Source organism: Nostoc cycadae WK-1, assembly GCF_002897135.1.
GTDB lineage: Bacteria > Cyanobacteriota > Cyanobacteriia > Cyanobacteriales > Nostocaceae > Nostoc_B.
This window is the reverse complement of the sequence record NZ_DF978422.1, coordinates 313,177-328,210: the sequence shown is the minus strand read 5'-3', so window position 1 is coordinate 328,210 and position 15,034 is coordinate 313,177. Positions and strand designations below refer to the sequence as shown.

Below are 15,034 nucleotides of genomic sequence, written 5' to 3'. Positions count from 1 at the left end.
TCAACTCCCTGTTATTGTCCTGGTGTAGTTAATTGCAGCATGACATTAGGTGTAAGACGATAAGGATCTTCCCAAAGCAGTGCTAAATGAAAACCTAAATGTTCCTCCGTTTGAGCATCAGCTTGTTCTCTTTTTTGTCTGACTGATTCACACAAATGACATAGTGGTTTAAAGCTTAAGACTTCATCTATTGCTGTTACTTGATCGAGATTAGGAATATCACATCTTGTCCAGATAGCAATCGGTGTCGTTGCTTTTAATATAGCTTCAAACAACTCTTTGATTTTGGTTCTAGGCGGAGCGCAAGTTATCTTAATTCCGATTTTTTCTTTCAAACTAATTTTTAACAGCTTCCAATTAAAATTTTCCATTTCTTGAAGATGTTCAAATAGTTCTTGACTTGGTTTATCATGTAAAACACTTTTAACCTTTTCCCAAGATTTATACCAATCAGATAAATAACGCGCTAAATATCCACAATTTAAACGTTCTAGTGAACGTAATCGAATTGGGTACTCAGTACCTAAAATTGTTTTTTCTACCATTGGGTTAGGTATTGATTCAGAAATTTCCCAGCGATCTATCTCAGTGTCAATCAAATCTCTCGGTAAAAATACTTCAATAATTAGCTGGTATCTTTTACCTATAAGATGTTTAAGACTTGTCTTTAAGAAATTGTTGAGTTGTTGTTGTATCTCATTAAATTTACATATTCTTCCTAGTTGTTGTTCATCTTGATCTAATAGAGAGATAAACTTAGAGAGGCTGTTTACTGGTAAGGAATCATCAATAATTAACCAAGCATTCATTAAAAATTGCTCATTATCATCGTCACAACGCTCAATAGTAGCAATTAAATAAGATTCTAGTTGCCCTTGTGGATTAGACAAAAAATTTGTAGGTGGTTTAGTCTTATCGCCTGAGTGCTTTTTTGCTGCTAATTCTTCAGCTAAAGCACTTAATTTATCACGACTCTCTTGAGGAATCCTTTCATCTTGGATTAACCTTTGCACAAACTCCAATGATTTTCTAAATTCCTCAATCACCTGTAATCTTTGTGTTGTATCCTTCACCTCTAAATTCCATACACTAGCATCAGGAGGCAAAGAGTCTTGATATGCTTGTTGAATACTTTCTTGAGAAATGCCAGAAAAATCTGATTCATTTAATAAATTTTGAGAAGAATTGCCAAGATTACTATCTTTAGCTAGGAATTGAATAAATGTACAATTTTCATAAGTAATACGTTTATCAATATCTCTAGCGGCTGCATCGCCACCCTGAGTATTTTGATGCATACGACTTGTTTCTTGAAAGACATTGCGAACTATTTGCTGAATTGTTGCGGCATCTGCACCTTGGTAAGTGCGATCGCCTATATGAATATCTCCTCCAGTTATCTGGCCAATATTAGTGTTAAACTCGCCATCTTGAGATACTAACTGCAATACACCCTCAACTATTGTGAGCGATCGTCGCAGTTGTTCAATATCATCTTCAGTCTGAATTCCTTTAAGGATACGCTCAATAATGTCATTCAAATTATCTTGATCAGCCACACTATTACTCCACACAAAATTTTGATGAAAGTTAAGTATGCAACTCAAATGTGCTTGAGCTTAGTCTTTAATTTTTGCGGGTTATCTCCTTTATTTTGAACTCCATTAACTGTTCCACTTTATTAGCTGCGTAGTTATTTGCATTATCGTTATATCGGTCAGCTTTAACCCGAATACCTTCCACAACTCCATTGATGCTTTTAACTACAACCTGAAAGCGACCATAAGGTTTTTTGTTATGTCCCCAAGGTGTATCAACCACCTTGTTAAAAACATAAACATATTTATAAACAAAGGATGACCAATTACCACTTAGAGTATATTCTTGATAGTTATCTTTGTTCTGTTCATTTTCAAGACTGAGAGCATCCAGGTAAATCTCATACTGATAAAAACTTCCCGTACCGCCTTGCTCACCTTCTTTCCCCTGAAACTTCGCATTATTTAAAGTAGCAATCAATTCTGCGGCTAGAGATTTTGGTTTTGTAGATGTACATTGTTGCAATTCTTGAACAATATTGCCAACTATTTGCTTAATTGCTTTAGCATCTGCACCTTGGTAAATGCGATCGCCTATGTGGATTTCCTGCCCTTGCCCTAGGTTGACTGCATATTTCCCTTGCTGAGAGACAATCTGACTACCATTACTGAGCCACTTTTGGAGAAGCGCGATATCACTTTCAGTATGCTGGTGTTTTACTATGCGCTCTAGTATAGAGTTTAACTCTTCAGGGGATATCATTAGTTTTAATTAAAACAGTAAATTCTCGTATAGAAATAAGGTATTTCATTCAAAAAATCTAGTCAATAATTAAGTTATCTTAACTATTGCAGCAACTATTTTTCATAAATTGCTCTAGTTGTTTGTAATCAAACAACTTACCAATTGCGTTCTCTAAGTTTTTGCACACCCTCCTCACTTTCAATATTTATTTGAAGAGATTGAATAATCTGTCTAGCGAATAATTTGACATGAATATTATCATCTGTTAACCAAGGTAATACTTCTTCAATTCGTTGCTGATAAAATTTAGACATCGCCCCTTCTACTACATCAGGAGTAGAGTTTATAGCACCATAAATATATGATTTAACATCCTCGTTTTGTGTACGCAGAATAATCTCTCGGCTTAAATCATAAAACTCTTGTCCAGAGTTAAACTCACGAATAATCTTGACTACGGCTTTTAATTTATCAATATCTCCAGCATCAATCCATTCCACTAAAACTTTATATAGCTCACCTGCTAAATTCATAGAAAGTGCTTGCAACAAAGCTGGAGCTTCTAAACTTAGTAAGAATTCATCATTTTCCAGCATCCAATTTCTTACACGGCGTAGAATTTCAGGATACTCTGATTTTGATTGTATATGGTCAAAAGCTGAGGAGAAAGGTTTGGGGAATGCTTCGTAAAAATTGCCGACGTAATACTGGTTTTGATTAGCCTTAATTCGACGTTCTATAAAATCTATCAACTGCATTGGAGCAATATCACCAAGACGTTTTAAGCATTCTTCAGCATCATAATCTAAGCGAGAAAGCCGCTCGAAATTAGAGATAATCTCAATCAAATCTTGTGTGTCATTAAATTGAACAGCATATTCATTGTTGCTACCAATTTGCCATGATACTGTCTCGGCTACATGGCACAGAATATTTTCATTACCACGAGTAGCTAAAGTCTTTAAAAGTTCTACCACCAAATCGGAATTGTATGGTGCGAGTTGCTGTAAACTCCAGAATATTGCCGGATCTAGTACAGGAGATTCTTTTGCTACGAGTTGTCTAAGAATATGCCATTCTTCTTCTAGCTGAGGTTGACTCCAATCAATGTAGCGATAACTAATGGCGATCGCTACCCAAAGAACGGTATCATCTTGTTCAATCCATGACCTAACGTATGTTCTAGCTAATTCTTGGTTACTTAAACGCACTCCTGCTAAAACAAAACCAAGATGGTGTTTTAGACTGTTAGTGTTAGTTATTATTTTGTCTATAAAACTTTGAGATATTTCAGTTTGTGTTTCTCCAAGTAACCTCAGTAAATCGTTGAGTCCAAAGGTGTTATTTTTACCGATGCTTAAATTTTGGTTAGCTATAGTGTCTAATTCTTGGATAAATTTCTCTAGGTTTAATGTTGAAATTGATTGAACATATTCATTAATCTTTTGTTGTTTTTGCTCTTGTGCTTGTTGCCATTTTGTTTCTGCGTGCTTCCCATCGAAATGTTGTAAATTAATTTGATTTTCTTCATCATCTAATCTGTATCTACCAACAAGAAGTCGGTACAGTTGATAAGTTTTATGGTCTTTCAGGTTCTGTTGTAAAATATCTAGTTCTGCTGACTGATATTTATGAATTTTTTTCGCTTGACTTGACCATTCTGCTAGTTTGTCTAAAATAGGTAATTCTGCATTTTTCATAACAGAGTTTGAGAAGAAATCTGCTGTTTTTGCACAATCAGAACATAATTGATTTCTAGTTTTGGTAGAAACTTGCTCTCTTGAGCTTAAATAAGGTGTTGCTCCATTGCACAGAACTTGAACAATTTGTAGCCTAGTCGGTAAATCTTGTGCCTGCTGATATGCCGTGTATAATATCCCTAGAGAATGTTCACGAATTTGTTTTAAGGTGTCTGATATTATTAGATCGCCCCGGTAAATAACAATACTCCCTACCTGAATCGGATTAATTTCTGCACTATGAAAGTCTATTTTTAACATACACTGAAGTAACGGAAGGCTCAGAGGCAGATTGGTGAGACAGTTCTCCTTTAACCAATTTGAAATAAATTCAAGTAATATAAGTTGTACATCATAAGACTTATTTCTCTGAAATTCTGCAATTTTTCCTAATGCCTTTCTTGCTTTATCTCGAACTACCCAATACTCTTGTGTTTCTAGTTTATATGTGGCAAGTTTATGTAAATAAATAATCGAATTATGTAATCCACCTCGATATATAGTACGTTCTAAAATTTCGATAACACTGCTTAAGACCCATTCATGACTAATCTGGAAGCCTTCCCAAAATTCGTCAGGAATATTTTGTGGTGGTAGTTCAGGTGCATCAACAATCAAAGCGACGATAGATATAACATCTTCTGCTCTCAAATATGCTACATCTTTTAGCCAGTTTAAGAGATTGAAGCGAACACAATTGCCTTCGTGTTGTACTAATCGGCTAAATTCATTTAATTTATAAGTTAGTAATGAACCTGCTTCCGAAGATTCTCCTTTAATTTCAGCCTCAGCCAAATTTCTAAGAATTTCTTTTGGCTTCAAATTAAAGAATGGTTCGATAATTAGCTTTTGATAATCTGCTCGTCTAGTTTGTTGAGCAAAAAATTGGGTAATTAAAATGTGGTCAGCTAAAACTTCAGAAGAAAGTTTTATAGTTTTCCAATATTTTTCTATAATGCCTGCTTCCATTAAACGAGCTATGATTCTCGGTTCATCAATCTCAGAAATACCAATAACTTCATAAATCTTTCCCTGTAATTCCTCTTCTCCAAGATTGATGCTTCCAAGAGCAGCTAGTATTTGCAGATAGCGAATGTAAAATTGGCGATCGCCGTCGTTCACTTCAGCTAAATCTTTAATGATTTCATCTAGGTAATTCGTTAGTATCTGTTCACGAGAGAGGTTTGCTAGTGTTTTTCCTTGCTGAACTAGGCGAGCAGCAATACCAGCAAATAGAGGATTACCTTCAGCCGTTTTAACTATGGCATAACGAATATCTTCTTCAGCAATGTTGTAAGGAGAAGCTTCTAGAATTTGGTTAATATCCTGGTTGCTTAGAGGTTTGACTTCAACAGTGGCAAATTGATTATCTAGTAATGTTCCTAACTGATACAATATTGAGTCTTTAAAAACGCTACGTGTAGCTAAAATTAGGGTAACTTTACTGGCAAATTCTGGGTTGACTAGGACTTCACGCAACTGCGGTAAAAGATTAAAGCGGTGAGCATCGTCTACAACAATGATGTGCTGATGTTCACGCTCTAGTGATACCAAGTCTGGTTCTATTGACTCGGCTGTGTTGCGAACATACCACAGCGATCGCCCTTCAGGAACAATCTCTGGCAATGACAATAGCAGACGTGTTTTGCCTAATCCACCAGATCCGTGTATAACAATAACTCTAATGCTTCCAACTAAAAAATCTTTCAATTCTTGGCGGATACTTTCTCGCCCAACGAACAGCCCTTGGGAATTTGTTAGTACTTGCTCTACTCTGGCTGCAAATTCATTGTGTGTGACTAAGCTGCGTAGGCGGCTAGTTTCTAGAACTTCCTGAAATACTTGTCGTATCGTTTCTGCACTTGAACCTTTGTAAATGCGATCGCCAATTTGGATATCTTGCCCCTGTCCGATATTGACGTTGTACTTGCCCAACTGCATGAGTTGTTGGTTTTTGCCCACAATTAAAATATGTCGGAGCAGTAGCAGATCAGCTTCAGTGTGTTTTCCCGCAACAATGCGTTCAAGGATGGCAATTGGGTCACCCGATGTATTGTTGGCTGCCAGTTTGAGGTTAGTCAGCAAACGAAGCAAACATTTGAGCATATGTAAAATTTGACAAAATATGCTCAGTATTATAACTATTGCAAAAAGATAGTAGCTTATACGTAATCGAAGAATAACTTTAACTGCATACTTCCCTTGCCAAGATACAATCTATAAACCACGATTTAAGAGCCTGTCCCTTAACAACCTTGCCTTTTTTGAGTCAGAAATACTTTCTTAGTAAGCTATCTAAATAGCAAATTGTAAAAGTTGCTTCTTCACAGGCTCTAACCATTAGCTTAGGAGTGCCATATCAAATATTTTTGTCGGAATCGAGCAACTAATTTCTAAATGTAAACTAGCACAAATTTATTGAACAAATTTAGCCAGTACCCAACCAGATCGTCCATCTTTAGTTGTCACCCGCCGCCATCGGCGATCGCTACTAAGTTCTCCCAAAATTACACGGTTACCATTTGGTAAGGAACCATTTTTTTTACCATTGGGAGTTAGGTGTAAATTAGCTCTGTTCTTACCAGGAATATTCACTTTAATTATCCCATAAATATCTGGCTTACGTTCGCTTGGTGACAAGCTCCTTTTTGAAGAATTCTGTTGGAATGATGAAATTTTTAATTGTCGATTGTAATAATCAATAGTTATTAAAAGTATAAAGCTAAGTACTATACAAGCAACTATGTAACCAGTAGATAAGTTTGTAGGTATAGGATTAGACTGCCTAGCTTTTCGATAATTATTTGGCCCATAATTTAATTCAATACTAAGTTTAGGGAATAGCTCAATACCCACCAGTTTTTGAAATTCCAGAATCAAACCTTTGAAAACTTTCCCCTGTGTCGCCCATTTAACTGGTTGAGCTTGTTCAAAACCCAATTCTTTGTTATAAAAATCTGTATTTTCAGGATGCGTGTACTGCACCCGCCACTCAACAACAAGTTGATTGTCTATAGAAAATGATTTAAAACTTTCTATAGCATTATCTAAATTAATAGCTCTTTCGGAACTTTTGCTATTCCAAAAAGTAGTTTCCCGATTATTCCAATCAATATCAAAAGCTAGTTCTATTCTAGCAAAATTTTGATTATCAAATCCGTAAATTAAGACAATTTTAATCCATTCATTACTAATTCCTTGTCTTATTTTATCTATCCAATCTGGAGAGGCTGCATTTGTTTCTATTAGTGCCTTTCCTATTTGATCGTTGACTAAATTTATCCAGGATTCCCTATCCAGAACTCTTTGCTTTGACTCTTCTAAATTATTACCATTAATATCCAGACTGTAATTTTTAATATCCTCTGGTAATTGAATATCATCTAAGTTGTAATTTGTATTATCTTCTAAAACAATACTTTTTTTATTGAAATTATCAGAATTGATTAGACTAACATCTGGATAATAAGAGCTATCTTTTGATGAAAACATCCATTGCAATAAGTAAAGGACTCTCTTCAGGGATGATATCCTTGAGAGTTCCATACTTTGAGAGTTTCTATTTATGATTTGATTTAGTTCTTCTATTAAGTTTGATGCTGAATTGCTTGAAGGAGTTTGTGAACTCACGTTGTACTTATTACTCAAATTTCTTAGGATATGCTGTATGCGTTCAAAATCTCGTTCAAGTGAAGTTGTACCTTCGGTAAGAATTTGTAAGAGCTTTTCTAGTTTATAGAGCTTTGGGTCTTCTCTCTTTTTTAAGGGTTCTAAATTTATCTGAATCACCCTCTTTTGACGTTCCAGGTTGCGTAAAATTCTAACAAGTGACTCATCTTTACTTTCGATTTCTTGGTAGAGACGCTTAATAGTTCCCTCCAGAATATTTATACTATACTCACGCTTATTTAATTCGTTTAATCCTAAAGTTCCCTGTTTGATTTTTTCTTGTAAAACAGAAGTATCTTGTTGAATTTGATATAGCTTTAGTTGCTCCTTATTTAAAACCCTCGATAAATATCCTGGGCCTTTTAAGCAAGCAATAATTAGCTTCAAAACATAATCAATTGGAAACTCTGATTTGACACAAGATCCCACGACCAACCAAGCAATTGAAGTACTGAATAGAGATATAAAAGTTAAAATATAATGTATAAGGCGATAGTCTGCCTCTATTGGCGGCAGATCTTCGATCTGCACAGAGTCATCAGTTTCGGCCAGAACTTCCTGAAAAACTTGTCGGATAGTTTCTGCATCTGCACCTTGGTAAATGCGATCGCCTAGATGTACATCTCCGCCAGTTATCTGCCCAATATTGGTGTTGAACTTGCCCGTTTGGGATACTGACTGTACTACACCGTCAGCTATTTTTAGCGATCGCCGTAGTTGGTCAATATCCGCCTCAGTTTGATTACCCTTCAGGACGCGATCAAGAATTTCACTGAGATGATCTGGATTAGCCACACTATTTTTTAAGCTGAGTTACTGAGTTAAAAATATTTTAGCTTTTTCCGTCTTTGTGAGCTAATTTGCGCCAAAAGACAAAAATTTACCCATAAAATGCCGATACTGTGTAATTGCTGCTGATAGCACTATGAGCTTGATTCGTCGGCTTTACGAGCAACCTGTGTGACTACATTGCGAGTAGCTTCGGCACCAAAACCCAATGCTAACAAAGCAAAATAATCACCCCAACCATTAGCTCCAAAGGTGGGCTTAGTCCAATACAACTGGTTAAAACCACTACCTGCCAGCACAGTAAAGGAAATCAGATAACTGGAAAGATAAAACAATTTCAACCGCCCATTAGCAGTTTGCCATAAGCTGGCGATCGCCTTTCCTGTTTTAGTAAGAAATGGAACTTGATAAGCCTCTTTCTCTGATACTGACGGGGCTTGAATAACCATACCCACTTCAGAACCATCATCAATACCTTTTTCTACATCTAAAATCTGAATCTCTAACGCCTTAACTTTTTCTATACCTGTATTTATTTCCGATTGTAAATTTTGTAGTTCCGCTTCTTGAGCAGGCATGAGCATATGTAATCTCTGCGTTAATTCAGATGCTTTATCTTCCCATTCATAGCGTTGGTTAATATCTTCTAACCCTGCTATTAAGTTTTTTAGTTTTTCTAGCTGCGTTTTTAGCTGAATATAAGTATTAATTTGTTGAGATATTTTATCTAGAACTTGCTGCAATTCATTTGCTGTTGAGAGAACAGGAGCATTTTGTAAAGCTTGTTCTAAATCTCGATCTATACCTTGAATATAGAGAGCCGATGTATCTTCTTTTAAGTCTTCTCGGTCAAGGCGTTCACGGAGTTTATCATAATAGCGAAACAGAATCTGCCAATCAGGACGTTGCTTTAGCCATGTATGCCAAACTTCCTTCGCATTATTAATTGCTGCTTGAGCCTCAACAATTTGTTTAGCATCGCGTGCTTGTTTGGCAATATTAAGATAGATATCAGCCCGTGACCAGAATGAGCGTGCCTCTACCTTATCCGCAGCAATTTGGGTACGCAAATTCTCTAAGTTAACTGTTACCTCATCACTTAACTTACCTTGACTACTATAGGCAGAAACCGCCATACCAATAATGATTCCCAACACTAATACAGTCAGAGGCAATGGCCACGGATCTTTGAGTCTGACAATCAAAGGAACAGTTTTTTCTCCAGCCTCATAGGTCAATACTATTTCACCAGTAAATTCTCCACTAGAAGAATTATGCAAATCAAACTGGATTGGTAAACTAATAAGTTCTTGAGGATTAATTTGAGTAGGTGGTGAAGTGAATTTAATTGCACGTGCTGCTAAAACAGTGCTATTATCAGCACTCAATAAATCAGAATTAACTATTTTTAAAGTATTTATTTTTTCGGTAGTCCGCAGTGTAATCGTGCGGGTGATACTGTCTCCCTTTGTTGCGTTGACTGTAATTGCTTTAGGGTTAGTTACAACCTCTGCTTGAGCCAAAGCTGTAGACTCCACCAAAATAACCAATGATAAAAATAGAATTTTTATCATATCAAAATGCCTAATTTTCATACCTGAAGATAGGTGCTAAATTATAGCCATACTACCTAATACCTAATCAAAAGTGAACGCACTCTTTAGCCAAGGTCATGCCTGTATTGTTGGGGTTGGTGGTGATTTACCCAACACCGTAGATGATGCTGTCGGTTTTGCTAATATTCTCAAAGACCCAGAACGCTGCGCTTATTCACCTGAACAGGTACATTTATTGACTAAAGAACAGGCAAACCGAGAAGGAATCCTTGCCGCTTTAGACCAATTAGCTAAATCAACTACCGCTGATTCCACAGTAATTGTCTATTTTTCTGGACATGGTTATCAGGTCAATAGCCCCATTGGAGAAGCGTATTACCTAATGCCTTTTGGCTATGACCAGGCCAAATTACATAAAACAGCGATTAGTGGTACAGAATTCATCACCAAGCTACAGGCAATTTCTGCCAAAAAGCTGTTAGTATTACTGGACTGTTGCCATGCTGGTGGCTTAGGAGATACATCAAAGTTAGGCTATGAAGCTGAAAAAGCACCACTTCCACCAGAGGCTCAAGCTTTATTTAATCAAGGCAAAGGACGAGTTGCGATCGCCTCTTCTCAAGCAGATGAAAAATCCCTAGCAGGTAGACCTTATAGTGCTTTTACACTGGCGTTAATTGAAGCCTTAGCAGGTGAAGGAGTCTCGCAAAAAGATGGTTATGTGCGGGTTGCAGATTTAGCTATGTATGCGCGTGAAGTAGTACCGAGAAGAACACGCGATCGCCAGCATCCCATTTTAAATTTTGAGCAAGCTGATAACTTTATCCTGGCATACTATGCAGGTGGTGAAACTGAGCCGAAAGGATTACCCTTTGATGGTGAACCAGAGATTGAACCTGAACCTGGGGCTTTTAATCAACAAGGTACTAACAACCAAATCACTCAGAATGTAAATCAGCGTGGAAAATACAACGTTAACATTGGTCAAGCTCATGGCTTGCGGATTGGAGACGGTAATTAATCACACAAATTTTGCAAGCAATCTAACTCATAATCCTATCAATGGTGGCGATCGTCACTTCTTGCTATTCATAATCAAGCAATAAAATCTGTATCAAAGCACACTTTTATCATATATTTATGATTTTAAGGTGTATGAATTTATTAAATAGTGTATGAAAAAAGTTAGTAGATTCACTGTATTTGTGCAGAATTACCGCATATCTGGATAGATAATGATGCTACGGTAAATACAGAATTGCTGCCCGGTAATTTAAGTTATGCCCTCCACCGATAAACTACTAGCTATCTTTGACCGCATTGTTGAAGGTAAAAATACTACTAAGACGGATATTGAGCAACTGCGACGATCGCTCAAAATAGTTGAGGGTGTGATACAGTTAGTATCCCAAAATGGCAAATTCAATAGTAATATTGGGCAGATAACTGGGGGAGATATTCACATTGGCGATCGCATTTACCAAGGTGTTGATGTTGAAACACTTAAAAAAGTTTTACAAACTCCGACTCCGCCACCACTAAGCCAAGAAGAGCAGAAGAACGCTGTGCTTGAGTTTTTGCAAGCAATTGAAAATAATTTTAAATACCTCAAGCTTTTCCATACTCTACAACCTATAGTTTTAAAAAGACAGTATATTCCGATTCAAGTTACCCTTGAAAGAAGATACAAACATGAAGTAGAGACTACTTGGAGTTACGCGGAATCAGCAATAGAACTTAAGAAAGTTTATGCCCTAAAGGGTTTTGATGAAGAATTACAGCGACGTGAAGAAGAGAAATTAAAGAAAACTATTGTTAGCTGGGAAGAAGCCAAGGAGGAAATAAGAAAAGATGCAAAAAAAAGAAATTATCAAATAATGGTTCTGGCTGAACCAGGTATGGGTAAGTCCACTTTGTTAAAAATGGAATTAGGCGCAGCATCTCAAAGTGAACGACAAAAGTTATTGGAAAATCAAATCCATGTAGAAAGTGTAATTTTTCCAATATTTTTAAGATTATCTGAGTTGCTAGAAGACTCAGCAGAAGTTATTGATATTATCCCGAATATTATTCAGAAAGAGTATCCGTTAATAGCAGATAATATTCAGCCATTATTAAAAGAAAAGTTAAAAAATGGTAAATGTCTTTTACTTCTGGATGCGTTAGATGAAGTACCAAACCAATTTCGATTGTCATTAAAAGATAAACTGAACCGATTTACACGCAATTATCCTTGTTCAATTATCAGCACTTCTCGAATTGTGGGTTATGGTGGCAATTTCTTTGAAGATGCAAAAGAAGTTGAAATTGTTCCATTTAGCCAAAAACAAACGCAAGATTATATTGAAACTTGGTTTGCTAATGCTGCCGATTATATAGAGGATGATTCGGTTTCAGCTCAAGGATTGATTGCAGAACTTGAGCATAAACCTCAAATTGGTGGGTTAGCCCAAAATCCCCTACTTTTATCATTGCTTTGTAGTCTTTATCAAGAAAAAGGTATAACACTTCCTGCTCGACGTATCCAGGTTTATGAAAAAACTGTGGACTATATGTTGAGTAAATGGAGTCAAAACAGAAATTACTCGTCAGACGGGGAAATAGAAGCTAAACGTCGATTACTTGAAGAAATTGCCTATAGTTTTTCAGCTTCTGACCAAGAAATTTTTTCTAGCTCTGAACTCTATGAACAAATTAAAAAAATCTATCAAGTTCAAGATGATAAAGTAATTGATAAAGCAATGACTGAGCTAACCCAAGAGTATGGCATTCTGCAAAAGTTGAATAGAGAAGGTAATGACTATTTATTTCTACACCGCACTTTTCAAGAATATTTTACTGCTTGTTATTTAAAACGGGTTATAGAACAAAATCAACAACAGGGTATAGCTTTAGCTAAAAAGCTTTTTTGGCGTTACGACTGGCATGAGACTTTAACTTTATTGACAGGATTGCTCAAAGACCCTGTTATTTTACTCCAAGCTATTGTTAATGAAAAAGATGATATTTTCCAGACTTTGTTGTTATTAGCAGGTAGATGTATCGCTGAGATTCCAGACAAACCTGCTTCTTCAATTACAAATATCATTAGCAAAATCTACAAGTTTTGGCGACGTTACCCAAATGTCAGTTTTATAAACTCAACTGTTATAGCGTTAGGAAAAAGTAATTCACAGATTTGTGATGAGTTAAAAAAAGCCCTTAACCACTCATCTCGTTACGTGAGAAGCAAAGCAGCAGAGGCGTTGGGTAACATTGGCAATCCCCAAGCCGTAGATGCTTTAATCTCTGCCCTCAACGACTCAGATAGTGACGTGAGAAGCAAAGCAGCAGAGGCGTTGGGCAACATTGGCAATCTCCAAGCCGTAGATGCTTTAATCTCTGCCCTCAACGACTCAGAGCGTTACGTGAGAAGCAATGCAGTAGAGGCGTTGGGCAAGATTGGCAATCTCCAAGCCGTAGATGCTTTAATCTCTGCCCTCAACGACTCAGAGCGTTACGTGAGAAGCAATGCAGTAGAGGCTTTGACGAAGATTGAGAATCCCCAAGAAGTGGCAGAGGACTTAATTGCTGCCCTTAAGGACTCAAATAGTTATGTGAGAAGGAAAGCAACAGAGGCATTAGGTAAGATTGGCAATCCTCAAGGAATAGATAGCATAAAATCTGCCCTCAATGACCCAGATAGTTATGTGAAATGGCTAGCAGCATGGGCATTGGCAGAGATTGATAATCCTCAAGCGATAGATGCTTTAATCTCTGCCCTTAATGACACAGATAGTTTCATGAAATGTCTAACGGCATGGGCATTGGCGAAGATTGGCAATTTTCAAGCGGTACATAGCTTATTTGCTACTCTTGATGATTTATATAATGACCCTGACGTGAAAACAGAAGCAGTAGAGGTGTTAATCTCTGCTCTTGATGATTTATATAATTACCTTGACGTGAAATGGCTAGCAGCAGAGGTATTGGTGGAGATTGGCAATCCTCAAGTGGTAGATGCCCTAATTGCTGCCTTCAATGACCCACATAGTTACTTCAAAAGTGAAGTAGCAGAGGCGTTGGGGAAGATTGGCAACCCCCAAGCGGTAGATGCCCTAATCTCTGCCTTCAACGACGATATTGCTGCCTTTAACGATTCAGATATTTACACTGACTGGACAAGAAAAGCAGCAGTAGAGGCATTGGGGAAGATTGGTAATCCTCAAGCGGTAGATGGCTTAATCTCTGCCCTCAACGACTCAAATAAAGATGTCAGAAGCAAAGCAGCAGAGGCGTTGGGGAAGATTGGCAACCCCCAAGCAGTAGATGCCCTAATCTCTGCCTTCAACGACGATATTGCTGCCTTTAAGGATTCAGATATTTACACTGACTGGACAAGAGAAGCAGCAGTAGAGGCATTGGGGAAGATTGGTAATCCTCAAGCAGTAGATGCCTTAATTTCTGCCTTGTACAACTTAAATTGGAGTGTGAGACATAAAGCAGTAGAGGCATTGGGGAAGATTGGTAATCCCCAAGCGGTAAATGCCTTAATCTCTGCCCTCAGCCACTTCATTGTTAGAGAGGAAGCAGCAGAGGCATTGGGGAAGATTGGCAATCAAGAAATTTTGGAAAAGATAATACAACTTCCTGAAATTGATATTTATGAACCTGAGATTTTTTCTTTAGCAAGAATGATAACTGTTCGATTCAGTAGGCAAAAGCTATCCTGCATTCCTGTGTACCCTGAGAAAATTAAATTCTCCCCTATAATTGCAACTTTTAAGCATCTCCGAAGAGGCATCCCTTTCTATATCAAAATGATATTCATGATCTTCTGTATACTAAGAAAGAAATTGTCGGAGTAAACATGATGATAGACGAAGAGGGGATATGGATTTAGTAGGGTTAGCGATCGCCCCCTCCATATCAATCATCAGCTATTCCACTACAGATAAAATTAGTCAGCCTTAATTAATGGTCATGTTGTATGCAGCATCAATTCGCTGTCGGGCGATC

At 37.1% G+C, this 15,034-nt stretch carries 7 protein-coding genes and 1 pseudogene; 2 read left to right on the top strand and 6 right to left on the bottom strand.

Translation table 11 applies throughout. The annotated features are described in order from the left end of the window. Window positions 1–11: 11 nt before the first annotated feature. The 6 genes and pseudogenes from NCWK1_RS03490 to NCWK1_RS03470 form a co-directional block, all read right to left on the bottom strand. Entirely contained in the window at window positions 12–1,559 is a 1,548-nt protein-coding gene (locus NCWK1_RS03490; protein WP_103123861.1) for a VMAP-C domain-containing protein, read from the bottom strand. Between the two features lie 67 nt (window positions 1,560–1,626). Further along, on the bottom strand, window positions 1,627–2,301 hold the full coding sequence (locus tag NCWK1_RS03485; protein WP_103123736.1) for a hypothetical protein: 675 nt from the start codon (window positions 2,299–2,301) through the stop codon (window positions 1,627–1,629). A 137-nt stretch (window positions 2,302–2,438) separates the two neighbouring features. Then, entirely contained in the window at window positions 2,439–6,116 is a 3,678-nt protein-coding gene (locus NCWK1_RS03480; RefSeq protein ID WP_146033937.1) for an ATP-binding protein, read from the bottom strand. Window positions 6,117–6,437: 321 nt separating this feature from the next. Next, a complete protein-coding gene (locus NCWK1_RS03475; RefSeq protein WP_146033936.1) occupies window positions 6,438–8,222 on the bottom strand; it encodes an SH3 domain-containing protein in 1,785 nt (594 codons plus the stop codon). 81 nt (window positions 8,223–8,303) lie between these two features. After that, window positions 8,304–8,486 (bottom strand): annotated as a pseudogene (locus NCWK1_RS30570) (hypothetical protein); the annotation flags it as partial. 128 nt (window positions 8,487–8,614) lie between these two features. Continuing rightward, the gene (locus NCWK1_RS03470) at window positions 8,615–10,054 is read right to left on the bottom strand and encodes an AAA family ATPase (RefSeq protein WP_103123733.1); all 1,440 of its coding nucleotides are present in this window, start codon (window positions 10,052–10,054) and stop codon (window positions 8,615–8,617) included. Window positions 10,055–10,127: 73 nt separating this feature from the next. Here NCWK1_RS03470 and NCWK1_RS03465 point away from each other — a divergent pair, with 73 nt between their 5' ends. After that, complete coding sequence (locus NCWK1_RS03465) at window positions 10,128–11,057, top strand: caspase family protein (RefSeq protein WP_103123732.1); 930 nt, start codon at window positions 10,128–10,130, stop codon at window positions 11,055–11,057. A 259-nt stretch (window positions 11,058–11,316) separates the two neighbouring features. Then, entirely contained in the window at window positions 11,317–14,883 is a 3,567-nt protein-coding gene (locus tag NCWK1_RS03460; protein WP_103123731.1) for a HEAT repeat domain-containing protein, read from the top strand. Window positions 14,884–15,034: the final 151 nt, after the last annotated feature.